Source organism: Microbulbifer maximicatervae (SeqCode) (assembly GCF_052467225.1).
The window spans coordinates 2713198-2738580 of the sequence record NZ_CP174303.1; the positions used below are offsets into that span (position 1 = coordinate 2713198).

Here is a 25383-nt window from a genome sequence, read left to right on the forward strand (position 1 = left end):
TTACCATTCATCAGGGACGCGGACTGCTATGACTTCTGCCTTGGCGCAAAGGCGTCCATTGCTGGTGAGATTGCAGTGCAGAACAGTTTTCTTGGAGGAGCGCTGAACAATAGTGGCTTCGAGAATGACCGGTTTATCGATGGCAGCCGGTGCCAGATAGCTAATATCCAGTTTGCCGGTGGCATACCAGATCTTGTCACCAGTGCCGACAGCTCGTCCGGCTTGCAGGTAACCATCGGCGATGGCTGTGCATACGGTATGGCAGTCGATAACCGTAGCGATAATTCCACCGTTTAAATATTGAGCAGGTCCAGCATTGTGATGGGAGCTGGGAAGGAACTCGCAGCGGGTTTGATCCTTCTCTGTCCAGTAGCTTTTAATACGCAGGCCCTGGTCATTGTCTGGGCCACAGCCGAAGCAATGATTGCCCTGGATCTGATCTTGAATTGCGCTTTCCTGAGTCATATTTATCCCTCGCTATGAGCGCGCAATACTACCGATTTGCGCCGCAGAGTGGAAGAAACTACCCTTGCGGGCTTGCAACAGAGTTATCCGAATTATCTGGACGTAAATACATGGACATATACGGCTTTTGTGCCCCTGGTTTAGAGGCTCTTTACGATGCTTTTGCCAGAAATTTTCGCGAGTGCGGTGATACAGGAGCGGCCTTTGCCGTGCGCCAGCATGGAGAATTAATCTGTTCCTTATGGGCGGGAAGTGCGGATCGGGGTGCAGAGAGGCCATTTACTGAAGACACATTGGCCAATGTCTTCTCATCTTCCAAAGGCGTTCTTGCAGTTTTGGCGATGCAGCAAGTTGCCGCAGGCAAACTGGATTTGGATCGCCCGGTAGCGGATTACTGGCCTGAATTTGCCCCAGGCAAAGAAACTGTCACCGCACGCCAATTGCTGTGCCACCGCAGCGGACTTGTCGCTTTCCGTGAGCGGGTAAAAGACAGTTTGATTTACGATTGGCAGGCGGCTTGCGACCAGGTGGCTGGCAGCGAGCCTTGGTGGAAGCCCGGAAGTGCACAGGGTTACGCCCCATTTTTATACGGCTGGAGCTTGGGTGGATTAATTGAAAGGGTTGCCGAAAAACCCTTGTTGGAACTTTATCGGGAATTGCTAGCCAAACCCCTCAATCTTGATGGGGGCTTTGGGGCAAATGGACATCGTTCGCAGAGAATTGCCGATGTCAGCCCGCTGAAACAACCCTTACCAGAGCTTCGGGAAAATGCCATTGGCCGCGCCATAAAAGAAGACCGCAAAGGGCCTGTTGCGATGGCATTTAGCAACCCGGTGAGCTTGATGATGGGTACCAATAGCTCCGAGTGGCGCGGTGCTTTAATTCCTGCAGCCAATGGCCACTTCAGTGCGAGAGACCTGGCAGCGGTTTACGGTGAACTCACCTGTGACGAGCCGACTATTTTGCCCAAGCGGTTGATAGATGAAGCGGCAAAGGAGCAGAGTCATGGCCACGATAAAGTATTGCAGGCTGAGGTGAGTTTTGGTTGTGGCTTTATTCGCAGCAGTTCCGCGGCGGACTTGCGCTTTGGGGGTAGCCAGGGCTTTGGCCATCCGGGAGCGGGTGGTAGTGTCGGCTTTGCTGATCCGGAAAGAGGGCTGGGCTTCGGATACGTGACAACTCGTTTGGGGCAGAGCTTATTTATGGATCGTCGAGCGGTCGGTCTGGTAGATGTTCTTTACGGGTTGTTGTGATGACTGAAGAAATAAAGGCTCTGGTAGAGCGGGTCGATGAACTGGAGAGCCGTTTGGCTTTCCAGGAAGACACTATAAGCCAATTAAATGATGTGATTACTCGTCAGGATACGGATATTCGCACTCTACTCGCACATATGCGCGAGTTGGGCGAAAAGTATCGGACGATTGCTTTTGAGATGCAGGGGGCCGGCAAGCCGCTGGATGAAAAACCTCCGCATTACTAATTCAGTGGTTACAAAAGGGTTTTTATAGAAGTCCACAGGGGCTGGCACGAATTTTTTTTTGTTACTAAGTGACAGACATAGAGGTATTCGCTGCCTCTTGGGGGTGACTTTAAAAACAAAAGCGTCTAAAAGAATTGCCTCAGTGGAGCGTGAGGCTATTGACAAACTTTTCCACATACGCAGTTGGTAAAATTTGCCCTCAAACAAGAAGATATCCACCGCTATTTGACGTCAAGGCAGATTTCTAACTTGTTGTTTTTAAAAGGAAAACTGAAGAGTTTAAAAAATGTGCAAAACGCTGTAGGCGAGAGTTTACGCCGGCTGGCGCCATGGATAGCTTATTAGTGCACAGTTTTATCCACAGATTTTGTGGAAGACCGGAAAGCTGATCACTTCTTGCTCGCTACTTTGTCCGTCATTGGTACGTAGTTATGAATAGTTAGTACGTAATGGGGACTAGTCAGTAGAACTGACAATAAATTCGCTTTAGTCTATGGAAAATTTCATTGGGTTGGTTCAGCCGCCAGTCAGATAGTGTGTTGAACAATACAGAGATTGCACAAGACATGTGTAGCTCAATACCCGTTACTTAAAAATGCGTTAGGAGAGCCAATAATGAAATATTGGGTAGCAGCCCTGGCACTGGGTTCGATGGTTGGTTGTTCCACATTGGACCCTTACACAGGTGAAAGTAAGACCAGTAATGCCGCCAAGGGGGCTGGAATTGGAGCTGTAACTGGAGCGATCGTTGGTGTCGCTACTGCCAGTAAGAAAGACCGTGGTAAGGGAGCCTTGACTGGTGCCCTGGGTGGCGCGGCGATCGGTGGTGGCATTGGTTACTATATGGATCGTCAGGAAATGTTGTTGCGTCAGCGCCTGGAAGGTACCGGCGTACGTGTTGAGCGTGAAGGTGATAATATTCGCCTGATCATGCCTGGTAACATTACCTTCGGTACTAACCGCGCAGATATTCGTACAGACTTCTATGACACTCTGGAATCGGTCACTGTTGTATTGCAGGAGTTTGATAAAACTGCAATTCGAGTCAGCGGCCATACCGATAGCACTGGTTCAGATGTGTACAACCAGAGCTTGAGCGAACAGCGTGCTAATTCCGTTGCTGGCTTCTTCAGCGGTCAGGGCGTTTCTGCAGGTCGTGTACAGGCTGTAGGTTACGGTGAGCGTTATCCTATTGCCAGTAATGACTCTGAAGCTGGGCGTCAGGCCAATCGCCGAGTTGAGTTGGAACTACTGCCTTTATAACGATCAGGTCAGATAATTTCTACCTTTAGTCGTTCTTTTGTTGATAGTGCCCAGATTGTTCGGTTTGGGCACTACACCCCTTCATAAATTCCCTTTATTATTCTGCTCAATTTCTTAACTATTCCCTTAATCCGCAATTTGTTTGTCCCTGCAAAGAGTTTCCGGCTTTGATCCCTGGTTACTCAGAGGATGACGTATTGAGAGAAAGCTTTCTCACTTATCCTCTTGCCATCTTCAGAATCTTTTCCGAACTGTTTTTGTAGTTGCCGCTCAAACCATTCTATTTAGATCAAGGCTCATCTTTGGATTTCCGTGTTGTCTTGTTTTCAGACTTATATAAATCTAGCGACCCTAAGATTTAGCATTAGTTTGATTTCAGTAAATTTTTAGAGAATGTTTTGTGAGCCAAACGAGAGTGGTTATCAGTTCTTTGATGTCTCAGTTTGTTCGACTGCTAAAAATTAGACGTGCCAACATTTTTATAGAGATCATTTGCCAATCATATTTTCTACCTATGAATAATTGATTTTGTGGCCATGTATGCAGAGATAGATTTGCTTGCTTTTTGATTTTTAGAGCATTGGCCGTCAAGTAAGCAGGAAAGTCCGAAAATTAAGTTGTCTAGGGTTGGGTTGGCGCTAATAATAATTTCTTAGTTTTATTATTTTCTGGATTTGTACTTTATGTGATTTATATTTTTGACCAGCTTTTTATGTTGGTACACCTGTGCAAGTTGAGGTGGTGTGAGTCGTAAGTTTTTATTGTTTTTTCTGTCGCGGATATTTTTAGGTGTTTAGTTGGTGGAATCAGTTTTGATTAGTACCCCCAGGCAAAGGATCGCATAAATACTTCTAATTCGAAGGGTGTAGCGCCAGATTTTAGGGTTGTGTTAATAGTGGAGGTTGTTCCTTCCCTCTTTCGCCACTTCGATTGGTAATTTAGTTGTTGGATGGATGGATGGATGGATGGATGGATGGATGTTTGTGTCTGTCTCGTCGGAGAATTAATTCGACACATTGAGGTGGGTAAAGAATTCCATAAGTATTGTTTTTCATGGTTTCACTGCTGTAAATGGCTGATCTATACGCTGCAGAAATATAATAATGGTGATTGTGAACCTGGCTGGTTTTAAGAGACGATAAAGTAAAATTTTGCAGGAAGCTTGTCCTTTTGGTTGGAAATGATGAGTCTTAAGATGTGGGCCTGTGATGATCGTCAAGCTTCATTACTTAAATGTTTTGTGAGATTCATATTGGGGCTGAGGGCTTCAAGCTCTTTTCATGAAGGTCTATGTCATTTACAGTTCTTCACTAAAAGATTTTATCCATAAGATGGAAAGGCTATCTCGATAACTTTTGGTTGGTAATTAATAAGGGGTAGCGGTGATCTTGGCAGAAGGTGTTGGCTAAAAGTAGGTTCTGAGAAGAGTACACAATGAGTTCTTAACTTAAAGCCTTGACTCTCCTCTTAAGGGAAGAGTTTAGAATTTTAGTGGCTCAGGTAAAGATAGGGGTCTCACTTAACATGCGGTAGATGTAGTAGCTGCGCCTAATTGCTGAATCGATCGTAAAGCTATTGATTGAGTGGTTGGATGTTAGAGTTGGTAAATAGTTCTTGGCTTTAGTGTTTTATTGCAATTTTATTACATTTAAATTTTTATAGTAGGTTTTTGTTCTTTTTTTGTTTGTGATTTGGGGTTTTTTTAATTTTGGGTGATTGTTTTACACCCAGGCCCGGTCTGTGGGGCGGGGTGGAAAAATTGAGGCAGTGTTGTGGGTCCTTAATTGGCATTTTATTTAGATGTGTCAAAAAAACAGTCTTCAATCATTTGCTGGTGTGCGTGCAAAAGGCGCCAAAATTTTTAGGGTGGAAAATACTATTTATCGTTGTATAAGCGAAATAATTATTGGTTCATCTGTACCAATTGAGGTTGTTAGTTTTACTGGTACAGCTTGTAAGTACAAGTGGGATGAAATTTGATCAGTTAAAAGGCCCCAAAATTTGGGTGACTGGTTATTCTTTAAGGTAATATCAATATTACTTTACAGAATATGCAAGGTTAGTACATCCTAACGCAAAGTCACTTAATTCCATCGAGTTATTTTGCCTTTTTACGCCAAGTTAGATTTGCGAGAAAACATAAAGAACCCTTCTGGGTTGATAAGTTAGTTGTAGGTGTTTGCCGTGAAAAGTAGTCTTCTATCGCCATACCAGGGCCTTAAAGAAAGTAAAAAGAGAACGATATCGATCATTATTTGTTCCGGTGCCCAGTGCCTGGATATCACAGGTCCAGCTGAGGTGTTTACGTTTGCTAATAAACAAATGGCCGATTTTGGGTATGGCGAAGATCAACTGTATAAAATTGAATTTTTGGCTGCAAGCAAGGAGCCGAGGCAAGTAACTACTGGCCTGAAAGTACATCCAGATAAATGTTTCTACGAGGCTGATTCCATCCATACTCTTTTAGTTGGTGGTGGTACTGCGAAAAGTTGCCTTGACTTAACGGATGACAGTCAGTTTCTTGAATGGTTGAAAATTAAGGCAAAGGAAGTTGAGAGGATAGGGGTTAGCGGAAGTGGTACATTGGTACTTGCCAAGGCTGGAGTTTTATCAGGGCATCGGGCTACAACCCATGAAAAATACATCGGTGATCTAAAAAAATATAAAGATATTGAAGTAGATGACAAAGCGATTTTTGTGAGAGATAAGAAAATCTACAGTTCTGTAGGGCGAAGTGCAGGGATAGACTTGGCCTTAGCTATGGTTGAGGAGGACTTCGGTCGAAAACTGGCCCTTTTAGTTGCTCGGGAAATGATTTTGTACCTGAAGCGTGATGGTGATCAGAGTCAGTACAGTAGTTATTTACAGGCACAATTAAAAAATAATAGATTCTCCCCGTTGTTGGAATGGATAAACCTAAACTTAGAGCAGTCTCTCAGTGTTGATTTTTTGGCCAAAAAACAAGCAATGAGCCCCCGAAATTTTTCTCGCTGCTTCACAAGCGAGATAGGTGTAACTCCGGCTCGGTATTTGGAGCAGGTTAGAGTTGAGAAGGCCTGTCAGTTAATCTTGGAGGCAGGGATTAGTCAGGATGTAGTGGCAACCCAGTGTGGCTTTTCGTCGCAGGAACAAATGAGAAGGGCGTTTCTCCGGCAGAAAGGTATTCTTCCCAGTAAATACCGCAAACAGTTCGCTTGAAAATGCTGGATTTCGTTGATTTTCGGCTTATCTTCGATATGGGAGGCGGCTTTTCAGTGTTTAAGCATGAATGCTCATGTATGCCTGAACCTCTGAGTTGATCAACATCTTCACTTTTAGTTAATATTTATATTTTGCAAGAATATAAATATGAAATACTTACTTTTGGCCAGTTTGTTATTTGCAGCTTCTGCAAGTGCTGAGATAGACCTTGATTACCTCAAGGTACCCGAGGGCTTTAAGCTCAGCTACTTTGCAGAAGATGTTGAGACGGCTCGTCAATTGGCACGTTCTGAGTCGGGTACAGTATTTTCTGGTTCTTTCAGCGCGAAAAAAGTTTATGCTTTCAAGGACACAGATAATGATGGTGTAGCTGATCGGCGTTGGCTATTGATGGATGATTTAAAAGCGCCGACAGGTATTGCCTATAAAAATGGCGATTTATATGTGGCTGATGTCAATAAGATTATTCGCTTCCCCCAGATTGATAAAAATCTTGACAAACCGAAGTCTGAGGTTATTTACGATCAGTTTCCAGCGGACAGGCATCATGGTTGGAAATTTTTGCGTTTTGATAGTGAAGGGCAGCTAATAGTGCCTGTCGGCGCACCTTGTAATATCTGTGATGCCAACGAAAATTACTCAAAAATATTTTCGCTGGACTTGCAATCTAAGAAAACAAAAGTGATTGCAAATGGGGTGAGAAACTCCGTTGGCTTTGATTTTCATCCGCAAACCAATGAATTGTGGTTTTCAGACAATGGTCGGGACATGATGGGTGATGATATCCCACCCTGTGAAATTAATAAGGTAAGCTTTGCAGGAGAGCATTTTGGCTATCCTTATTTCCATGGTGACGATATTGCTGATCCGGAATTTGGTCAGGGTAAGAAGGCCGCTGATTATTCCAAGCCGGTATTAAATTTAGATGCCCATGTGGCGCCTCTCGGAATTCACTTTTATCGAGGTGGGCAGTTTCCCAAGGAATACCAACAGAACTTGTTGGTTGCTGAGCACGGGTCCTGGAATCGAAGCAAAAAATCAGGTTACCGAGTAATGATGGCGACAGTTAAAGATGGTGAGGTCACGGATTACAAGCCGCTGGTCACTGGTTTTATGCGGGATGAAACCACCTATGGGCGCCCTGTTGCATTTTTAGAAATGCCTGATGGTAGCGTGCTAATTTCTGACGATTTTGCCCATAAAATCTATCGCTTAACCTATACCGGTATTTAAATGGCAGATTTTATAGCTATCAGGGCTGCTCACTGAGCAGCCCGCTTGGTTATCCACTGTATTGATTTTCACGCTAGAGGAATTTCTGCCAAATTACCTCACCTCTTGGCTATCCTTCAGACTCTGTAAAAAAGAGTAAGCCGATCCTAATTACTTGTGCTATGTCTACTGCGATAAGAGCATAAGTAAGGAGAGGGTTGTGACGCAAAAAATATCTTGTGAGACATTTTCCAAAATCGTGAGTGTTATTTTATATCTCCTAGTGAGTAGCACAACGCATGCGGCAGAGGACATAGCTTCGGCATCTACTGCTCATTTGGAATTACGTTTTGCCCAAGCTGAGGTTGTGGCGCAAGTAGAAATTATTGATGTTCACAGGGATGTGGATAGCGCACTGTCTGAGGAGGGAATTACAGCCATATCAGGCTATATCTACTCTGCCGTTCCCAGCCAGGTTTGGAAAGGGCCAATGGGTGGAGAGATCACCTTCCGCCTGGGATTTGAATCCTGCGATTTAAAGCTGGAGCAAGGTGAAAACTATCTGATTTTTGCGAATTTGGATAGCTACGGAAGGTTACACCTGAGGAGTTGTGAGGCGGTTATTGCTGAGTCAGACGCCACCGCGATACTTGCCCAACTTAATAAGTTTATTAAACAGGGCTAATAAGTTGCTTTCTTGCAGACCTGTTAGAACTATCAGTTGTAACTGGTTCTTTCTTTACAGCAATCCAACCTGCTACGAAGTGGCTCTCCCCCTTGAAGAACCCCAAAGGAGGGTTATTCTTATCAGTATTGGCGCGACCTTCTTTTACAGGCGCTGCATCTCATTAAGTTGCGCACCGTTGTAAACAGGCTGGAGTGTCAGGGTTTGGGATTGTTATCGAGAAAGTACACCGACCAGCACTGTGTAACCGGCTCGATTTTAATGATTAATGTCTTCTTTTGAGTTTGCCTGGGGTCGAGAGGTCCAGATATGAAGAAGTTACTGATTCCCCTGATCATTTTATTACTGATCATCGGTTATTTTATGTCGCGCAGCGGCGAGCATAAGGCTAAAGAAGCCTATAACTCGATGGAGCAGGAGCAGAAGAGTGAACAGATGAGGGGATCCTCTACCCCCTCTAGTGGAGGAAGTAGCGGTGGCTCAATGGCCCCAGCAGATACCTCGGATTCCCCTGATGGTATGGGCAATCCCGATTCCCAAATGCCCCAGGACTCTGACTCAACCGATCCCGCTCCTCCGGGGTCTTCAGATAACGGGAGCTCACCTGACGCTACTATGTCTGGGTCAGACAATATGGGTGCAGATGGCAACATGAGCCCGGATGCTAATGATTCTAGCGCCATGCCAGACGCGAGCAATAACTCGGGTGGCGACCTAAATCAGCAAGCGGATAAGGTCGTAGATGATGCTACGAAGGAAGCCAATGATGCTGTAGAGGGCGCGACTAACGATATGGATGCCTCTGCCGATGGCACTGAAACAGATACAGAGGCAGATACCGGTCAGGATGAGGGAATGGAAAGTAATGATAACTGACCAATAGTAATGACTCAGCTACATCGAGCTAAGCGAAAAGCAGGGCTGCACAGAAGTGTGGCCCTGCCGCATTCTCAAAATATGATTGAGCATATCTGGCATCAGGGTGATCGAATACTCGAAGTTAGACCAGTTGGGAAGTTAACCGTTGAGGACTTCCAGTTGCTAGCCGCGCAAGTTGATCCGATCATCAGCAAGCGGGGACGTATAGAAGGGTTGCTAGTCAATGCGGGGGATTTCGCTGGCTGGGAGAGCTTCGTCGCAATGATCTCTCATTTCCGCTTTATTCGAGAGCATCAACGGCATATCCGCCGGATAGCCGTGGTTACCGATAATCCTATCCTCCGCTTTATGCCCAACCTTGCCTGTCACTTCATCAGTGCTGAGGTGCGTCCCTTTCCCGAAGAGGAGTCCGCTCAAGCTCTGGAATGGTTACAAAAACCGGGTTAGCATCGCCTCCCTTTTTCAATGTTACCTGGAGGGCAGGTGAGTCCATCGTTGGCTATTGTCGCTGCGGCGCCAGAATATGTTTCCGCAGCGGAAGAACTATCCGCTCAGTTAGATTACCCCCTCCTTGGAGCTATTTCTCCTGCTGATGTGGTCGACTTTCCCCAAGTGTTGTGTCTCGGAGAGCAACTGCAGTTATGTGCGACAGGGCGTAAAGCAGCCGGGCCAGTATGGGTGGATTTTGTTGCTGGAACACTTGCTCATCGCCGCAAGTATGGCGGCGGTAAAGCCCAACCAGTAGCAAAAGCTATTGGTCTGCGTTCTGGCTTCCATCCCAAAGTCCTCGATGCCACCGCTGGTTTGGGTAGAGATGCCTTTGTTCTGGCGGCGTTGGGATGTGAGGTGCAGATGCTGGAGCGCAACCCGGTTGTTTTCCAATTACTGAAAGATGGAATACGCCGGCTGCGACAGGCGTCTATCGGGGATGCTGAGTTGGCTGCAATTTCTGAGCGAATGAGTTTGGTGGATTGCTGTACGGCGGCGTCAGAGTGGCTCGCGCTGCAATCAGAGGAATCCATCCCTGTTATTTATCTGGACCCGATGTTCCCTGCGCGGGGGAAAGCTGCCAAGGTCAAAAAGGAAATGGCTGCCTTCCATCATTTGGTTGGGACTGATGAGGATGCGGATAGCTTATTGAGCCCTGCCTTGGCGGCCTGCTACTACCGCACAGTAGTTAAGCGCCCTAAGCTTGCCCCCTATTTGGCTGATATGAAGCCCAACCTTTCCTTGGAGGGGAAATCCGGCCGCTTCGATATCTACACCAAACATGGGGTTCCAGGCTAACTGCCACATACCGCTGCCCTAGCCGATTTCTCCTTGGGTGAAAGATGGTGTGGGCACCGACTTGCTATGAATTCTATGTTTCCATAAGTCCGTTGCTAAAAGGGCGGCTTATGCCTTGGTAGCGGCACCTCTGTTATCCCATCTATCCCGCAGTCCCCCACGATAGGCTTTGCTTCTTTGTACTGCCGCAAAAATATTGCACTCCAGGGAGGTCCCATCAGTGCGACCAAAAGGGAGCAGTGCATCGAGCACCCCGGATATTGCCAACAGAAAGATGTTTTCTGTGGCTGCTCTCGGGCTCCTAACTGCCGCAACGGTCGTTACCAGCTTGCGTACCCTGCCGATGATGGCGCAAGAAGAACTGACGATGTTTTTCTATATCGGCTTTGCGGCATTGCTGTTCTTGATTCCTGCAGGGCTCGTGTCGGCAGAACTTGGCAGTGCCTTTTCAGAGCGCACTGGGGGTGTCTATACCTGGGTTGGTGAAGCTTTTACCCCGAAGGTGGGTTTTGTCGCTATATGGTTGCAATGGATCGAGTGCATTGTTTGGTATCCCACGGAGTTGGGTTTTGCCGCTGCGGCGGTGGCTTATGCGGTGGGCGATAATACCATCGCCCAGAATACCTACTATATCGGTGGGTTTTGTATTCTTGCCTATTTGCTAGCGACATTGATTGCCCTTACCGGAACCCGCTTTCTGGTAAAAGTGGCACAGTTTGGATTTCTGGTGGGTATCGTATTTCCCTGTTTGATTTTGATTGTCCTGGCTGTTTGGTGGGTGGTGAGTGGTAATCCTATTGGCTGGGAGACCTTGACCGACCCGGAAGTAGCAGTGCGTCGGGATGGTTATGATCACCCGCGCTGGTTTCCCCATATTAACGGTTTGGGGGCTATTGCTTTTCTCGGGGGTATATTACTTGCCTTTGCTGGTGTGGAAGCACAGGCCACGCATGTGTCGGAACTACGTGATACCCGTCGAGGATATCCAGCTGTAATTGCCATCGCCGCCGTTATTTCCATCCTGGTGTTCACCCTCGGCGCTCTCTCTATTGCTGCAATTTTGCCCTATAAAGAGATATCTGTAGAAACTGGCTTATTTACAGCTTACGAAAGAGCTTTTGGGCAGCTACTTGGGATTCAATGGCCCGTGCAAGCACTTTCCTGGCTAATTGGCTATGGTGCACTAAGTGGTGCCTTGGCATGGTTGGCTGGCCCCAGTCGAGGGCTACTGGCTACGGCCCAGGATGGGATGTTGCCGCCCTGGTTTCAGCGAGAAAACCGGGTGGGTGTACAAAAAAATATTCTCCTTGCACAGTTTGTAGTGGTAGCGGCAATCTCGTCCATTTATATCTTAATGGATAATGTATCTACAGCTTTTGTTTTGATTTCAGTGATGGCTATTAGCTTATATATCATTATGTACATAATGATGTTTGCTGCGGTTATTCGGTTACGGATCACGCAACCAGACTTACCCAGAAGTTTTCGTATCCCGGGAGGGCTGCCAGGGGTTTGTATTGTTGCCGGAATAGGCTTAATTTCCGTTGTTTTTGCCTTGGTAGTTTCATTTTTCCCGCCAGAACAGCTCACGATAAAAAATCCTGTAACTTATGTTGCTCTCAATCTGGGTGGAATTGCTATAGCGATCACCGTTCCCTTGTTAATTTTCTATTTTCACAATCCCTCCTGGCGGGGGGAGGGTGGCCATCAACAGCAGTCATTTTCTGATATTGATGAGTGAGCCGGAGGTAGGTAGTGAAAGAGCAATCTCCATTTGATAGGTTCTTTGACGAATACAATGAAGATATCCCAGAAAAGCACTTTCCCCGGTGTAGTATTTCAGCAGAGGCTGCCGAGGCTATCGTAACCAGTGAAACCTGGGCTGACGCAAAGCCTGCGATGAACTTATCTTCGTTTGTCACAACTTTTACTGAGTCAGAAGCATTTGAGGTCGCTAAGAAACATTATCTGAAGAACTATATTGATCACGACATGTATCCACAGCTGTTTGCGATGGAAGCGCGAATGGTTCGCTGGTTACACAACCTCTGGAATGGACCTAAGGGAGTAGAGCCATACGGCGCAGCGACCATAGGCTCGTCAGAGGCCTGCATGTTGGCTGGTTTGGCGCATAAGTGGAATTGGCGTAAGAAGAGGCAGCAAGCCGGCAAAGACGGCTCAAAACCTAACCTGGTTACCGGAGCCAATGTGCAGATCGTTTGGGACAAATTTATGCGCTACTTTGATGTGGAGCCGCGCATAGCACCGTTAAAGCCTGGTCATTACCGCTTTACCAGTGAACATCTGGATGAATTGGTCGATGAGAATACCATCGCTGTTGTCGCTATCGCCGGGCAAACCTTTACCGGTGAGGATGATGCATTTAGGGCGATTCAAAACTGGTTGGATAAGTATGAAGAGAGAACAGGAAACGATATCCCTATGCATATTGATGGGGCGTCGGGAGGATTTGTTAATCCATTTCTCTACCCGAATTATAAATGGGATTTTCGTTTGCCAAGAGTGAAATCTATCAATGCCTCCGGGCACAAGTTTGGCTTGGTGCCGCCGGGATTGGGGTGGATAATTTTTCGTGAAAAAGCAGTTTTTGATGAAGACTTGATGTTCTATGTGAATTACCTGGGTGGGGAGATGCCTACAGCCACATTGAACTTCAGCCGAAATGCATCGCCGGTTGCCTACCAGTATTACAACTTTATACGTCTAGGCTATGAGGGGTACAGGCAGATTATGCAGCACACCTTGGAAAATGCGCAGACTCTTCGTCAACTTCTGGTGGCCAGTGGGTACTTTGAAATAATGAATAAAACCCAGAGAATCCCAGTTGTTGCCATGACCCTGAATAAAAAATATAAGAATTTTAATGAATATGATATATCCAATAAAGTACGTGAGCGGGGATGGGTTCTTTCTGCCTATTCGATGCCGCCAAACGCTCAGTCTGTAAACTCTCTGAGAATTGTTGTTCGCCCTCATCTCAATCAGAATGCCATCAGTGGCCTTGCAAAGGATATTATCCATGCTTGCGATTGGTTGAGTAAGCATTGCGGTAATGCAACTCCGCCCAAGTTACATGACCCGCAAAAAGTGGCCCCCAGTAAGTGTTAATTCTTAAGGGACTTTAACGATCCTTGCATTCAATGACTGGATAGATAAGTGGGCTATTTTGGAATCTCAGAGGCATCTTTGACAACTCTAACATGCTGCATCATGCCCCCATCCTCATGATAAAGTAAGTGGCAATGCAGAGGATACTTTCCGGTAAAATCCTTGAAACGAGTACGGAATTTGACATGTCCATGGGGCGGTACTTGAAAGGTGTCGCACCAAAACGGTAGTTTGAGTGTGTGGTGCATGGGGTCTTCCCCAACCACCTCGATAACATAATACGGATTAACATGAATATGGATTGGGTGGGGGAATTCACTCTCATTAACCAAGGTCCACTCCTCTACTGCATCAAGCTCTACGTAATGATTAACCACTTCACATCCTTCGAATGGTGAATGATCAATACTGACATTCAGCCCGCGATAATATTTTTTAGGGTCATCAAGCGTGTTGGCCTGGAAAGTGAGTCGACGTGTATTGGTGATCTCATCATCTGTAATAGGTTTCAGTAAGTCCACTTTAAAACTGCTGGGGAAGGGTGGGGGTGCACATCGGGCGGGTGGTTTGCTGGGAGCATAGATTGCCGTTCCGATTTCCTCTCCCTGGGCAATAGCGATAACAAAAAGAGGACTGTTGTTATGGTACTTATAATGCGGCATTTGTTGGAACTCAATCGCATTATTGTAAATGTAAAAATGAGCTCCCGGAGTGGCGGCTTCACTGATTTTTAAGAAAAGGGAAGCTCGATTAGCGGGGCCCAGGCTTACTCCGTCTTGTAGGCGGTAGTCATCAGTAGGGTTTCCATCAAACCCGTAGATGTACATTTGCGCGAACCAAGGGCAATCGATATCTATCGATGTCCTGGTGGTAGCATTGAGAAGTCTCAGATTGAGAAGCTCACCCACCGTTGCATGAATGATAGGGCAGTATTGTCCGTTAACGGTAATACAGTATTCACTATCTGGGAACTTAGCGACCTGGTGTTGATCCTCTACTTTTCCGTGCTCATCTACGGCAATATTCTGGAAGACAAGAATATGTTCCTTAACTCCCATTGCCTCAAGTTCATCGTCAAATTCATCCCTTACGATTAGGGCACCTGCCATCCCGCTGCCGACTTGTATAGCGACAGAGCCGTGCTTATGGGGGTGGTACCAGTAGAGCCCTGGGGGTTGGTCCTTTGGGATGTCGTATTCGTAGGTATAACTTTCCCCTGGTTTGATCTTCATGCAGACATTGTCGGCCGGAGATTCCGGGGAGACGTGGAGCCCGTGAGTATGTAAGTTGTAGGTATTGAACTCATGGGGGAAGTTTATTGTAGCGGGTGTATTGAGGGGGTCTTCCTCTGGCAGCAGGTTGTTTGTCTGGATAGTAAGGTGGCTATCAGCGCGAATTTCAATGGTAGGGCCTGTCAGTGTGAAACCTGCTTCTTGAGTGATTGATGATGAAAATACACGGGTCCAGGTTGGTGTGTCATGGGTTTTGTAAAAACTGAAAATGTTATTCTTTTCGTACTGTACATCAAGTTTAAGTTCTAATTTTCTATTTTCTTTATCCATTGAGTAAGCGGGCGGATTTTTTATGGGTTCTAGAAAGGAAATATGCTCTCTATTGCTCACTGTTAACTCCGAGAATTTTGTGGGAAGCAAGATTGGTAAGGGGTATTTTATGAACGAATATCAGTTTAGATTCTAAGGCTGGATTATTTGTGGAGTTGCTCGCCATATGACCTTTCATTGAGAGACAAGTTAGGGTAGTAGCAATCCTTCTGAAAAATTCATAATAATTCTCGCGACTTTGTTGGGGTATGTCTGAGCAATAAAGTGCCCACCAGGAATATCAATGACATTGAGGTTGATGTATATCGCAGATATATCGGTGACAGCTTTTTTACTTACAAGTCGATCTCTATCCGGGCGGATATAGACGGCAGGGATTTCCAATTTTTGGGATGGTTTGGAGATAGAGGCGATATTACGAAGCCTTTGCTTTAGTTTGCCTCTGTTGGTATTTAGTAGGGCGTTGTAGGTGCTGTCAATGAGTATGTCACTGCCTTTGCCATTGAAACCAAAGAAATTTAGTGTGATTTTGGTTAAAGATGGGCAGTCTATAAGCGAGATTGGAGCTAGTTGTGCCGCCTTGGATAGCAGCGAAGGAGAGGTTATAAAGCTAGCTATAAAGGTAATGCCTAAAATTTTTTCGGGAGCTAAAAGGGATAGCTCATATGCAACTCTTCCTGAATAGGATTCAGCAATAATGTAAGTCTTCTCATTGAGATAGCTCTTGGCGATTGATTGAGCTTGAGCCGGGTAAGTATCTCCTGGAAGTTCAGAAAGGCAGATGGTTTCACTTGTCCACTGTTTTGGTAGTGCCTTAATTAAATCTGAAAATAGTGCTCCTGTTCCATCGAGTCCTGGTAGTAGTAAAACCCTCAAATCTAAAATTCCTATTTTAGTAGTCTTGCACATTACATATTAACATGAGCTTCTAAAAATTCCTTTTTGTTCAGGCTTCTATAAGCGAACATCTTATGAAGTGTTCATGCCGGCTACGTATAGTATGGCAATACTTAAAAGTTTGTTTTGCGATGCTCTGGTAAGAAGCAAGTCTCAAGGCTCCACAGGCGAACCGGGAATGAAAGGGGCCCCTTGGGCTACAAACTGGTGTGTTCCATTAAAATTTTAGTACCTATGGCTAAAGTTAAGGTCGTTTATGCCTACAAAGACCGTGAAGTAGGTCGGAGTTTATGATATGAAGGTTAGCGATAACGAGTGAATCAGGTTTTCGACTATGTCTGTGTTTCAAAAATTGAAAGTATCAATAGGTATCGGCGCTGCAAAAGTAGATACTATTTTACAGAACCCTGAGCAAGTTCAGGGTGGGGTAATTGAAGGGGCTATCCATATCATTGGGGGGGATGTCGACCAGCAGGTGGATGCTATAAGTTTGAAACTCTGCACTGAGATCAAGGTGGAGACCGATGAAGGGGTAAGTTATGAGCGTTTTGTATTGAGCGAGATGCACGTACAAGACCCATTTGTTATCGGCGCTGGCGACAGCCAGGAAGTTCCATTCGAGATGGAACTGCATGAAGAGACGCCAGTTACTGTTTTAAACACCCATAGAAATAAAAGCTATGTGTGGCTGGAAACTTCCCTGGATATTGATTTTGCGCTGGATCCGAAAGACAGGGATCCCTTGCGGATAAGACCTTTACCCGTTGTAGAGAAGGTACTTTCCATGATCGAGGAAAGTGGCTTTAAAATGGTAAAAGCGGATGTTGAAAAGGGGCATTTGCGTGGAAGCAATTTTGTTTCCCGGTCTGGTTGCTACCAGGAGATAGAGTTTAAGAGTGGTGGCTTATTGACTTCAAAAGAGATTGAACTCTCCTTTATCGTTGATGGTGAACAGGTGCACTGTTTGGCTGAAATTGATCGCAGATTTGGTCTGCGGGGCGATGAATATCATTCGTTTTCATTAGCGCATGATGCGAGTGATAATGAGATTGTCGCAGCGGTTCAATCTATTTTGTCTCTATAGTTGAGCTGATCCATAGAGTCTGGCGGCATTGAGCTGCCGGGCCCTTAGGGGCAAAAGTGTTCCAGTAAAACAGTATACTCTTAGTATCAACTGCCGCCAGGTTCGTTAGTGATTCAGGAGGGTTTCTTAATGAGATTGGGGGGGAGCATAACAGGCAGAGTCAATATCATAAGCTTCTGGCCATTTATGGAGAGCAATTTCGGAGTAAAAATGCATAAAAGTTGCTGTTATTGCTAAGTTTTCAGCTTAGCTTGGTCCTGCGGAATTGTTGCGCTTCTGGCTCCGAATCAAAGGGTTAGGTTTCCATAAACCACTTCGGGGGAATCCATGAGCCTTCAAAATATGTATTTCCCCATTTGGCGATTGCCTGAAGAATCGGTAAGACATCCTTGCCTTTCTGTGTTAGCAGGTACTTATATCGCTTAGGCTTTGATTGATATTGTTCCCTCACCAACATTCCCTCTGCTTCTAGCATTTTTAATCTTTCTGCGAGTCTGTTGGTTGGTATTTTCTCTGGTGAGTCAGCTAGCTCGCTATAGGTCTCCTTACCACACAGTAAGTCTCTTAGAATAACTAATGTCCATTTATCGCCGAATACGTCCAGTCCGTTCACGATAGGGCATCCCGAACGCATAAATTGATTATCAGGACTCATGCTCACACTCTTACTGCCAGAAAATGAAATACTAGCCTAGTTACTTGCGAAGTTGAAGTTATTGATTTAGGCTAAGGTTACTTCAATTTCGTAAGTAATAGGAGAAATTTATGTCCAAAATATCTGGAGAATACCTGTGCGGTTATATTAGTTATTCTTGCTCTGAAGAGCCGGTAATGGCGGGTCATTGCCAATGTACAGATTGTCAGAAAATTAGTGGGGCTGGACACATCGCTAACATTGCTATTCCTCGCGGAAGCTTAACTATTAATGGCGATCTTGCATTTCATGAGAAGCAGACAGATAGCGGCAATACAGTAAGGAGAGGTTTTTGCCCTCGCTGCGGTTCGCATATTTATGCGGAAAATAGCGGTATGCCGCAGTTTGAATTTATCCGCGCTGGAAGTCTTCATGACCTGGAGCAATTCAACCCGACAATGGTGGTATATGCTGGTAGTGGTGCATCTTGGGACTATATGGACCCGGAATTACAAAAATTTGAAAAAATGCCAGAAATGTGACCTTAACAATCAAAAGTAGGGGATGCAGCGCATAGCTGTTTTTGGGTTAAGGAAACTTCTGAAAATCACATTTCTCTCAATTTATCTCCCTGCAATCCCCATGACTCGCTACTTACGGGCACAAAAAGGTAACTCATAAGGGTGCCCTTAAGAGCAGTGGTTTGGTGACTTCTAAAGAGATTGCCCCCTCCTTTACCCTTGATGGTTAGCAGGTGCATTGTTTGGCAGAATTATTCGTAGATTTGATTTGCGCGGCGATTAATATTATTCGTTTTCGCTAGCGCATGATGCGAGTGATAATGAGACTGCCCCATCGGTTCAGTCCATTTTGTCGCGATAGTTGGCCTGCCTCTAAGAACCCAGCGGCATCTAGGCTGCAAAGCTCTTGGGTTTTGGCTTTTACAGAGTGTCTATTAGGCCTTGAGGGATTCCTCCCAGTTATTAGCCCATTCCCTCAGCGGATCAAGGGTTTCCATTAACGAAACTCCCAGATCTGTCAGTTGATATCCATTCGTACACTTATTAATCAATTTAGCTTCGCTCAACTGTTTGATTCTTGTATTTAGTACCGAAGGGGACATGGCATCACACTGGGCTTGGAGCTCCCTGAAGCTCCGGGGTGTGTTCCTCAGTTCCCACAGTATTCTCATATTCCATTTTCGCCCGAGCAGATCGAATACAGCCATAATGGCTATGCCGCTAGTCGAGCCTCTGACAGTTTTTTTCGGTAGAGGAGTTGTCATGGTTCTTGCGCTTCTAAATTAGTAGCGTTACAGTTGCTACGAAATCAGTAGCAATCTTATAGTGTTTTTAGAGAAGAGGGAATGGGTATGTTTTTAGTGGATATGCATTTTAAGGATATGAAAAAGCTAACCCCAGAGCTGACTGCGAAGCATAGGCTTTATCTGGAAGGGGAGTACAAGTCTGGAAGTTTACTCTTTGGAGGAAGGAAAAATCCCAGGACTGGAGGGGTTATTGTTTCTCGCCACAACAGTGAAGAAGCATTGCGGAGAGTGCTTGATGAGGACCCTTTTATAAAAAGTGGAGTGGCAGTTTATTCGCTAACTGAATTTGAGCCTGTTATGGCCTCTGAACAGTTTTTACACCTTCTAAAAATGAGTTCGCATTAACAGTCTTAAGAGTGAGCTCAAAGAGGGAGTGCCATCGCATTAATCCCCAAATGTTTTGAGGGGAGTTTGGTATGTGGCTTTGAGGGGGACACCATAGCCTGGAAGGCAGATGAAGCTCTTCAGGCCACATGTAACTTGATTAATCTGAAGTATCGTCTAATTAGGGAGCCTCTGAATAACTCCGTGATACCTCTGGCATGCAGAGCGGTTCACAATCAAGGCGCGGCTTCGCAGGAATGTCTAGACCTTTCAAGAAGTCGCAACGCGGAGTGTGAATCGCTCTGCAAGCCCCGAAGGGCGGGCCTTGAAGGCCACAGCTGCTGCGTTGCAGCTCTTGCAAAGGACTGAGCCATTCGCGGCGAGCTGCGCCTAACATCTGCAGCCTTCAAGGCCCGCAGAGGTATTACGGAGTTATTCAGAGGCTCCTTAGCACTATTGCCTAAAGAAAGGTACTTGATGGCACCATTAAATTAAATGATGCCCGATCATCAATCTCCGATGGTTTCCATTTAAACTACTGCTTGGGGATTATCCTCTATCGCCAAGGTGGAAAGATTTGCTATCTATTAGATTGGTGGAGGCTATTTCTGCAAGCTTAAAGTGGTTTAAAGAGTTGATATATAGCCCCTAAGGAGGGGGGAGACGTTATGTTCTTAGTGAACTTGAATTTCCCGGATATTAAAAAACTAACCCCAGAGTTAATGGCGGAGCATGTGAGCTACCTGGAGGGACACTATAAATCGGGAGACCTGCTTTTTGGCGGGGCGAAAGAGCCTAGAACTGGCGCGATAATTATTTCACGTCATCCCTCTGAGGAAGTGCTGCGAAAGGTTCTGGAAGAAGACCCTTTCACAAAACATGGGGCGTCGACTTTTACGATCACTGAGTTTGTACCCGTTATGGCTTCAGAGGAATTTTCCAGCCTCTTGAAAGAACCCTAGATCGGGTTCCTTCGAGGCTTGTGTTACTTCTTACTCAGACAATCTTCGGCCGTGTTATTCGCTAAGGTCTGCGGTGATCACCGAATCAGAGAAGCTCTGATAAGCGGCTTCAAAAGTCTGCGACATGGCATCCGGGAAGAGGTGAAAATCCCCATGTTTTAGCGCGCCAACAATTTCCTCAGCCACTGCACTGGGGGATTCTCCGTCCTCCAGCCCAGCCTGTTTGGCCATATCTGTTTTGATGGGGCCGGGGTGAACACTCAATACTTGTACGCCTCGCTCCTGAAGCGTTTCTCGAAGTGCCTGGGTAATTGCGTAGCTGGCGGCTTTGGATGCGGAATAGGTGCTAACGTGTGGGAAGGTACGCAAGGATACTACCGAATTCATTTGTACCAGAGCGCCTTTGCTCTTTTCCAAATGGGGGGTGAATGCCTTGGCTACACGGACAAGCCCAAAGGTATTCACTTCCAGTTCCTGCTTAAGTGAGTCTTCCGCATGGTCGCTAAGCGGGTCTGCGGGCGCAAGTACCCCGGCATTGTTCACCAGAATATCCAATTCCTGAATCGCCTTTGCCGCCGCCCCTACACTTTGGGCTTTTGCCACATCGAGTTCCAATGTGATTACTTTGTCGCCATATTTTTCTGTCAGCTCTGTCGTTGTCTCTGGGTTGCGCACGGCCAGATAGACTTTTTTTGCGCCACTGTCGAGAAAGCGCTCGACAATTGCCTTGCCAATTCCGCGGTTTGCTCCAGTGACAAGGGCAGTTTTTCCTTCGATTGAAATGCTCAATTCTGTTCTCCTGTGAAGGGTTGACCAATATTGTACCGATCGGTAAGGTTTGAGCTAAGTCTTACCGATCGGTACAATTTTGTCAAAACAATTTTTGGGAGATTGCCAATGGCGGGACGCAAGCCGGAGTTTGATAAGGCGCATGCGTTGGAATCAGCAACGAAAGTCTTTTGGAAAAAGGGCTATGTGGGTGCCTCAATGGCCGACCTGACCAAGGCTATGGGGATTAACAAGTCAAGTCTGTATTCTTCCTTTGGCAATAAAGAGAAACTGTTTGTTCTTTCATTGGGGCAATACCTAGATAGATATGCCAAAGATCGTATGCAGTTCCTGATGGAAGAGGGAGTGCCGTTACGGCAGCGATTGCATAGTTATTTGCTGGCTACCGTTAAAGGGCAGGCCGGGGAGGGAACCCCGAGGGGTTGTTATCTGGCGTTTGGATTATCGGAAACTGCCGGTGATGCTTTGCCCTCTGATGCCATTGGCGCTTTAAAAGCTGCTGACGCAGAAGCGGTAAAGCAACTGGTTGACTTGTTTCGCTTTGATAAAGAGTCCCAGGCTATAGGGCTGGATCGGCGTGCCGAGGAGTGCGCTATGTACCTGATTACCCTGTTGCATGGCACAGCATCGGTATTGCGATCCGGGCGAGAACTCAAGGAGGTGGAACCCTTTTTGGAGTTTGCGCTCAATGGATTGGGGTTGGAGGTGTGATGGAAGTGGAAATTTAGACCTCTGAGTATTCAGAGGTCTAAATTGAGCTTTAGAAGCGGCGACGGAACATGGGCAGCGGTTGGTCTACCCCTGTTTGGTAGCTATCGCCAAAATCGCTCATCGAGTCTTTAAGGCTAGCCAGAGGCTGCTCGCCTTCAAATGCGTAGGCATTGAAGCCGCAGCGTTGTAAATAGGTCAGCTGGTCTCGCATAAACCCGCCTACTGCGCGTAACTCTCCGGTAAAGCTGTAGCGCTCGCGCAGCATACGGCCTGCGGTAAAGCCCCGACCATCGGCAAATGCCGGGAAATGCACGGCAATTACCGGCAATTTGGGAGCTTCTTCCGCAATTTGCTCGGCACCTTCTTCACTGTCCAGCCAAACACCGACTTCGTCACTGCGGGATGACAGCGCATCGCGATGCGCCAGCCACTGTCGCAGTGGCAGGATAATTTTGCCGGAGGGCAGGGTGCTTGGGTCCAACTCCTCTCCCGCTTCCAGTTGGGGTACCAGCTGCCATTCGTTGGTCTTTACTTCACCATCGATGATCAGTTCTGCGGGGTTGCCCGGCTGTGGGCCCAGTTTAGCTGGCTTTGGCATAAACTCTCTCCTTGAAGGGCTGAAGGCCGATGCGGTTGTAGGTGTCGATAAAGGGCTCTTCCGTTTGGCGCTGCTCGACATAGAGGTCGAGGATTTTGCTGATCACGTCTGGCACTTCAGCGCGGGAGAAACTGGGGCCCAATACTTTGGCCAGGCTGGCCTCGTTGGATGCACTGCCGCCCAGCTGAATCTGGTAGAACTCTTCGCCTTTTTTGTCGACGCCGAGGATGCCGATATGTCCCACGTGGTGGTGGCCACAGGCATTCATACAGCCAGAGATATTGAGGTTGAGGTCACCCAGGTCGTACAGGTAGTCCATGTCGTCAAAGCGACGCTGGATGGCTTCGGCTACTGGGATGGACTTGGCGTTAGCAAGTGAGCAGTAGTCACCGCCGGGGCAGCAAATCATATCGGTCAGGGTGCCGATATTCGGTGTGGCGAAACCGTGCTTGCGGGCCTGTTGCCAGAGTTCAAACAGTTTGTCCTGTTCGACGTCTGCGAGTACCACATTCTGGTCGTGAGTTACCCGAGCTTCACCAAAGCTAAAAGTATCGGCTAGATCGGCAATAGCCTCCAGTTGGGCATCGGTTACATCACCCGGGGGTACACCAGTGGGTTTGGTGGACAACTTAATCGCGCGATAACCGGGTACCCGGTGAGGGTAGGTGTTGCGTTCAAGCCAGCGGGCAAAGGCTTTGTCGCTGTCAGCTTGTTGTTGCAGTGCAGCTTCAGCAACTGATCCGTCAAACTCGCGATATTCCGGGGCTGTGAAGAAGGATTTAGCCCAATCCAATGCTTCCTGGGTTAACTTTTCAGCGCCGTCTTTAATGTGTTGCCACTCTTCTTCCACGCGGCGGCCGAACTCTTCCGGGCCGAGGGCCTTGACCAGAATTTTAATGCGCGCTTTGTACTTGTTGTCGCGACGACCCAGCTGGTTGTAAACGCGGACAATCGCTTCAAGGTAAGAGAGCAGGTCTTCCTCCGGCAGGAAGTCGCGGATGGTCTCGGCAATAACCGGTGTGCGGCCCTGACCGCCACCTACCAAAACCTGGAAGCCAATTTCTTCATCGCGCTTGACGATCTGTACACCGATATCGTGTACACGGATGGCCGCGCGGTCCTGTTCTGAACCACTGACGGCGATCTTGAACTTGCGCGGCAAGAAAGCGAATTCCGGGTGGAATGTAGACCATTGGCGAATCAGCTCGCAGTAGGGGCGCGGGTCCGCAATCTCGTCGAGCGCAATGCCGGCGTAGGGGTCCGAGGTGGTATTTCGGATACAGTTGCCGCTGGTTTGTACCGCGTGCATTTCCACTTCCGCCAGCTCATCGAGAATAGCGGGTACATCTTCCAGCTGCGGCCAGTTGTACTGGAGGTTCTGGCGCGTAGTGAAGTGGGCGTAGCCTTTATCGTAGTCGCGGCTTACGCGGGCGAGACGGCGTAACTGGGCACTGTTGAGCAGGCCGTAGGGAACGGCAATACGCAACATGGGGGCCAGTCGCTGAATATAGAGGCCATTTTGCAGGCGCAGCGGCAGGAATTGCTCCTCGCTCAACTCGCCGGCAAGGTAACGTTCCGTTTGGCCGCGGAACTGGGCTACGCGATCGTTGATGATGGCGCGGTCCCGGTCGTCGTATCGATACATAACAGCTTGATTCCATTGCCTTTGTGCGCTGATGGTGGAGAAAGGGGCAGGCCCCGGACGATTCTCCGCTGGCGCATAACATACCAGCGCTCTTATGCAATAAATAACAATATTTTCCGCTATATCTGTAACCAATAGTTATAAGGGGTACTTTCTGTGGCGCGGGTTTGTGGTGTCGGGTGTTTAGAGGTGGCCACCTTTTGCTCAATTTAATTTTGATCACAGGTCTGTATGTTGACTATAGCGGCTTTGTTTTTCGGTGCTGTGAGTTGTGATCCCTTAGTTTGTCTTGGCAACTGTTGAGATGTACTCGTAGCGATGAGTTGACTAAGGTTCTCATCTGAGAGCTTACTGATGGTGTTTATATACTAACAACTGGGGTCTCTGGCGTAGGCAAAAGTGATTTCTCTGAGCTGGGCATCACTTACATCGCAATTTTAGTTGCTTAGTCTTCATGCTCTTCGTGACTTGGCCCAAAACTTGTGGGCTTTGTGTCTTTCTTTGATAAGTCACATGAGTGACTATGAAGCCTACTTAACTCTTGATGGAAATAGGACCTGGCTAGAACCAGATGCCCGTTTCAATATTATGGAGAAGCGCCGTAATTAGGGGCTGAATTAACTGCTACCTCCGATGATGAGCCTCAATTAAAAAAGAATAGTTTTATTCAGATGATTAAGAACCACGCTGCTTTCGACAACGTAAGGTTGACTCTTTGCTAATTGCTGATGCTATGGTGCTTTACAAGCCTGTTGGGTCCTACATCGCTAAGCTAGATTTTTATTTGAGCAAATGGAAGCTTGTCAAAATATTTGCTGTTATTTTTGCTCTTTGTTGCCACTGTCCTCTTGCGAGAGAAAACGCCACTTGCCCATAGAAATTTATTGCCTATTGAAATCCCTATTTCAATTATATGTCGCACTTTAACATTTCCTTTGGTCGTTTTAAGTGATTATGCCTGCCAGCACAAAAGTTTGTAATGCTCTACTCTCGCTACGAGTTATCATTGAAATTTAGATGAATCTTCTAGTTTTTAATTGATTCCCTCTCTTTAAGCGTAAAACTTCGCTGTCAAACCTGTGGGCAATTGATTTCCTGTGTATTAGGTGCTGTAATTTGATCTTTGTGTGAATATAAATGATAGTCATCTGAGGGTGTCAACTTTAAGTATATTTACCCATGGCTAGGGCTAATAGGTGCATATCCCATGTGCGCTTGAAAATATGAGCAGTATTTTTGCAAGGATTAA

24 protein-coding genes are annotated in these 25383 nt (G+C 46.7%); 16 read left to right on the plus strand and 8 right to left on the minus strand.

Annotated features, from left to right (window positions below):
- Complete coding sequence (locus ACJJIZ_RS11945) at nucleotides 1-465, minus strand: PaaI family thioesterase (protein WP_282933171.1); 465 nt, start codon at nucleotides 463-465, stop codon at nucleotides 1-3.
- A 110-nt stretch (nucleotides 466-575) separates the two neighbouring features.
- On the opposite strand from ACJJIZ_RS11945, the gene ACJJIZ_RS11950 reads away from it, so the two are divergent.
- From ACJJIZ_RS11950 to gad, 11 genes are all read left to right on the plus strand, one after another.
- Nucleotides 576-1718, plus strand: a complete 1143-nt coding sequence (locus ACJJIZ_RS11950) for a serine hydrolase domain-containing protein (RefSeq protein ID WP_413665481.1) — start codon at nucleotides 576-578, stop codon at nucleotides 1716-1718.
- On the plus strand, nucleotides 1718-1945 hold the full coding sequence (locus ACJJIZ_RS11955) for a SlyX family protein (protein ID WP_282933169.1): 228 nt from the start codon (nucleotides 1718-1720) through the stop codon (nucleotides 1943-1945). Before ACJJIZ_RS11950 ends, ACJJIZ_RS11955 begins: the two co-directional genes overlap by 1 nt.
- Before the next feature lie 615 nt (nucleotides 1946-2560).
- A complete protein-coding gene (locus tag ACJJIZ_RS11960; RefSeq protein WP_413665482.1) occupies nucleotides 2561-3208 on the plus strand; it encodes a YiaD family glycine zipper/OmpA-like lipoprotein in 648 nt (215 codons plus the stop codon).
- Nucleotides 3209-5392: 2184 nt separating this feature from the next.
- Complete coding sequence (locus ACJJIZ_RS11965; protein WP_444913532.1) at nucleotides 5393-6406, plus strand: GlxA family transcriptional regulator; 1014 nt, start codon at nucleotides 5393-5395, stop codon at nucleotides 6404-6406.
- A gap of 174 nt (nucleotides 6407-6580) precedes the next feature.
- The gene (locus ACJJIZ_RS11970) at nucleotides 6581-7642 is read left to right on the plus strand and encodes a PQQ-dependent sugar dehydrogenase (RefSeq protein ID WP_444913533.1); all 1062 of its coding nucleotides are present in this window, start codon (nucleotides 6581-6583) and stop codon (nucleotides 7640-7642) included.
- 199 nt (nucleotides 7643-7841) lie between these two features.
- Nucleotides 7842-8306, plus strand: coding sequence for a netrin-like domain-containing protein (locus ACJJIZ_RS11975; RefSeq protein ID WP_444913534.1), 465 nt, complete (start codon nucleotides 7842-7844; stop codon nucleotides 8304-8306).
- A 309-nt stretch (nucleotides 8307-8615) separates the two neighbouring features.
- Complete coding sequence (locus ACJJIZ_RS11980) at nucleotides 8616-9182, plus strand: hypothetical protein (RefSeq protein WP_444897586.1); 567 nt, start codon at nucleotides 8616-8618, stop codon at nucleotides 9180-9182.
- Nucleotides 9183-9263: 81 nt separating this feature from the next.
- Nucleotides 9264-9632 carry a SpoIIAA family protein gene (locus ACJJIZ_RS11985; protein ID WP_413665487.1) on the plus strand — a complete coding sequence of 123 codons (369 nt, stop codon included), beginning with the start codon at nucleotides 9264-9266 and terminating at the stop codon, nucleotides 9630-9632.
- A gap of 36 nt (nucleotides 9633-9668) precedes the next feature.
- Entirely contained in the window at nucleotides 9669-10472 is an 804-nt protein-coding gene (locus ACJJIZ_RS11990; RefSeq protein ID WP_444913535.1) for a class I SAM-dependent methyltransferase, read from the plus strand.
- 220 nt (nucleotides 10473-10692) lie between these two features.
- Entirely contained in the window at nucleotides 10693-12213 is a 1521-nt protein-coding gene (locus tag ACJJIZ_RS11995; RefSeq protein WP_413665489.1) for an amino acid permease, read from the plus strand.
- A gap of 14 nt (nucleotides 12214-12227) precedes the next feature.
- Nucleotides 12228-13601: a glutamate decarboxylase gene (gene gad, locus ACJJIZ_RS12000; RefSeq protein WP_444912842.1), complete on the plus strand. Its 1374-nt coding sequence runs from the start codon at nucleotides 12228-12230 to the stop codon at nucleotides 13599-13601.
- Between the two features lie 53 nt (nucleotides 13602-13654).
- On the opposite strand, the gene ACJJIZ_RS12005 is transcribed toward gad, so the two are convergent.
- The gene (locus ACJJIZ_RS12005) at nucleotides 13655-15223 is read right to left on the minus strand and encodes a multicopper oxidase family protein (protein WP_444913536.1); all 1569 of its coding nucleotides are present in this window, start codon (nucleotides 15221-15223) and stop codon (nucleotides 13655-13657) included.
- A 129-nt stretch (nucleotides 15224-15352) separates the two neighbouring features.
- Nucleotides 15353-16039: an alpha/beta fold hydrolase gene (locus ACJJIZ_RS12010; RefSeq protein ID WP_444913537.1), complete on the minus strand. Its 687-nt coding sequence runs from the start codon at nucleotides 16037-16039 to the stop codon at nucleotides 15353-15355.
- Between the two features lie 355 nt (nucleotides 16040-16394).
- Here ACJJIZ_RS12010 and ACJJIZ_RS12015 point away from each other — a divergent pair, with 355 nt between their 5' ends.
- Complete coding sequence (locus ACJJIZ_RS12015; protein WP_444913538.1) at nucleotides 16395-17144, plus strand: sporulation protein; 750 nt, start codon at nucleotides 16395-16397, stop codon at nucleotides 17142-17144.
- Between the two features lie 295 nt (nucleotides 17145-17439).
- On the opposite strand, the gene ACJJIZ_RS12020 is transcribed toward ACJJIZ_RS12015, so the two are convergent.
- Nucleotides 17440-17799, minus strand: coding sequence for a winged helix-turn-helix transcriptional regulator (locus ACJJIZ_RS12020; protein ID WP_444913539.1), 360 nt, complete (start codon nucleotides 17797-17799; stop codon nucleotides 17440-17442).
- Nucleotides 17800-17909: 110 nt separating this feature from the next.
- On the opposite strand from ACJJIZ_RS12020, the gene ACJJIZ_RS12025 reads away from it, so the two are divergent.
- The gene (locus ACJJIZ_RS12025; RefSeq protein ID WP_444913540.1) at nucleotides 17910-18320 is read left to right on the plus strand and encodes a GFA family protein; all 411 of its coding nucleotides are present in this window, start codon (nucleotides 17910-17912) and stop codon (nucleotides 18318-18320) included.
- Nucleotides 18321-18733: 413 nt separating this feature from the next.
- Here the strand turns inward: ACJJIZ_RS12025 and ACJJIZ_RS12030 are convergent, their stop codons facing one another.
- On the minus strand, nucleotides 18734-19063 hold the full coding sequence (locus tag ACJJIZ_RS12030; protein WP_444913541.1) for a winged helix-turn-helix transcriptional regulator: 330 nt from the start codon (nucleotides 19061-19063) through the stop codon (nucleotides 18734-18736).
- An 87-nt stretch (nucleotides 19064-19150) separates the two neighbouring features.
- On the opposite strand from ACJJIZ_RS12030, the gene ACJJIZ_RS12035 reads away from it, so the two are divergent.
- On the plus strand, nucleotides 19151-19450 hold the full coding sequence (locus ACJJIZ_RS12035; RefSeq protein WP_444913542.1) for a YciI family protein: 300 nt from the start codon (nucleotides 19151-19153) through the stop codon (nucleotides 19448-19450).
- 647 nt (nucleotides 19451-20097) lie between these two features.
- Entirely contained in the window at nucleotides 20098-20391 is a 294-nt protein-coding gene (locus ACJJIZ_RS12040; protein WP_444897576.1) for a YciI family protein, read from the plus strand.
- Nucleotides 20392-20445: 54 nt separating this feature from the next.
- Here ACJJIZ_RS12040 and ACJJIZ_RS12045 read toward each other — a convergent pair whose 3' ends face one another.
- Nucleotides 20446-21180, minus strand: coding sequence for an SDR family oxidoreductase (locus ACJJIZ_RS12045; protein ID WP_444913543.1), 735 nt, complete (start codon nucleotides 21178-21180; stop codon nucleotides 20446-20448).
- Nucleotides 21181-21288: 108 nt separating this feature from the next.
- On the opposite strand from ACJJIZ_RS12045, the gene ACJJIZ_RS12050 reads away from it, so the two are divergent.
- A complete protein-coding gene (locus tag ACJJIZ_RS12050) occupies nucleotides 21289-21891 on the plus strand; it encodes a TetR/AcrR family transcriptional regulator (protein ID WP_444913544.1) in 603 nt (200 codons plus the stop codon).
- Between the two features lie 49 nt (nucleotides 21892-21940).
- Here the strand turns inward: ACJJIZ_RS12050 and ACJJIZ_RS12055 are convergent, their stop codons facing one another.
- Nucleotides 21941-22489, minus strand: a complete 549-nt coding sequence (locus ACJJIZ_RS12055) for a DUF934 domain-containing protein (protein WP_444897573.1) — start codon at nucleotides 22487-22489, stop codon at nucleotides 21941-21943.
- Nucleotides 22473-24134 (minus strand): nitrite/sulfite reductase, encoded by a 1662-nt coding sequence (locus ACJJIZ_RS12060; RefSeq protein ID WP_444913545.1) that lies wholly within the window; start codon nucleotides 24132-24134, stop codon nucleotides 22473-22475. Before ACJJIZ_RS12060 ends, ACJJIZ_RS12055 begins: the two co-directional genes overlap by 17 nt.
- Between the last annotated feature and the right edge of the window lie 1249 nt (nucleotides 24135-25383).

What these genes read in the sequence shown, in the direction of transcription:
- ACJJIZ_RS11985 (WP_413665487.1), top strand. Translation starts at nt 9,264, where the DNA reads ATGATTGAGCATATCTGGCATCAGGGTGATCGAATACTCGAAGTTAGA.
- ACJJIZ_RS12030 (WP_444913541.1), bottom strand. Translation starts at nt 19,063, where the DNA reads ATGACAACTCCTCTACCGAAAAAAACTGTCAGAGGCTCGACTAGCGGC.
- ACJJIZ_RS11955 (WP_282933169.1), top strand. Translation starts at nt 1,718, where the DNA reads ATGACTGAAGAAATAAAGGCTCTGGTAGAGCGGGTCGATGAACTGGAG.
- ACJJIZ_RS12020 (WP_444913539.1), bottom strand. Translation starts at nt 17,799, where the DNA reads ATGAGTCCTGATAATCAATTTATGCGTTCGGGATGCCCTATCGTGAAC.
- ACJJIZ_RS12050 (WP_444913544.1), top strand. Translation starts at nt 21,289, where the DNA reads ATGGCGGGACGCAAGCCGGAGTTTGATAAGGCGCATGCGTTGGAATCA.
- ACJJIZ_RS12025 (WP_444913540.1), top strand. Translation starts at nt 17,910, where the DNA reads ATGTCCAAAATATCTGGAGAATACCTGTGCGGTTATATTAGTTATTCT.
- ACJJIZ_RS12015 (WP_444913538.1), top strand. Translation starts at nt 16,395, where the DNA reads ATGTCTGTGTTTCAAAAATTGAAAGTATCAATAGGTATCGGCGCTGCA.
- ACJJIZ_RS11980 (WP_444897586.1), top strand. Translation starts at nt 8,616, where the DNA reads ATGAAGAAGTTACTGATTCCCCTGATCATTTTATTACTGATCATCGGT.
- ACJJIZ_RS11960 (WP_413665482.1), top strand. Translation starts at nt 2,561, where the DNA reads ATGAAATATTGGGTAGCAGCCCTGGCACTGGGTTCGATGGTTGGTTGT.
- ACJJIZ_RS12060 (WP_444913545.1), bottom strand. Translation starts at nt 24,134, where the DNA reads ATGTATCGATACGACGACCGGGACCGCGCCATCATCAACGATCGCGTA.
- ACJJIZ_RS11945 (WP_282933171.1), bottom strand. Translation starts at nt 465, where the DNA reads ATGACTCAGGAAAGCGCAATTCAAGATCAGATCCAGGGCAATCATTGC.
- ACJJIZ_RS11950 (WP_413665481.1), top strand. Translation starts at nt 576, where the DNA reads ATGGACATATACGGCTTTTGTGCCCCTGGTTTAGAGGCTCTTTACGAT.
- ACJJIZ_RS12055 (WP_444897573.1), bottom strand. Translation starts at nt 22,489, where the DNA reads ATGCCAAAGCCAGCTAAACTGGGCCCACAGCCGGGCAACCCCGCAGAA.
- ACJJIZ_RS12035 (WP_444913542.1), top strand. Translation starts at nt 19,151, where the DNA reads ATGTTTTTAGTGGATATGCATTTTAAGGATATGAAAAAGCTAACCCCA.
- ACJJIZ_RS12040 (WP_444897576.1), top strand. Translation starts at nt 20,098, where the DNA reads ATGTTCTTAGTGAACTTGAATTTCCCGGATATTAAAAAACTAACCCCA.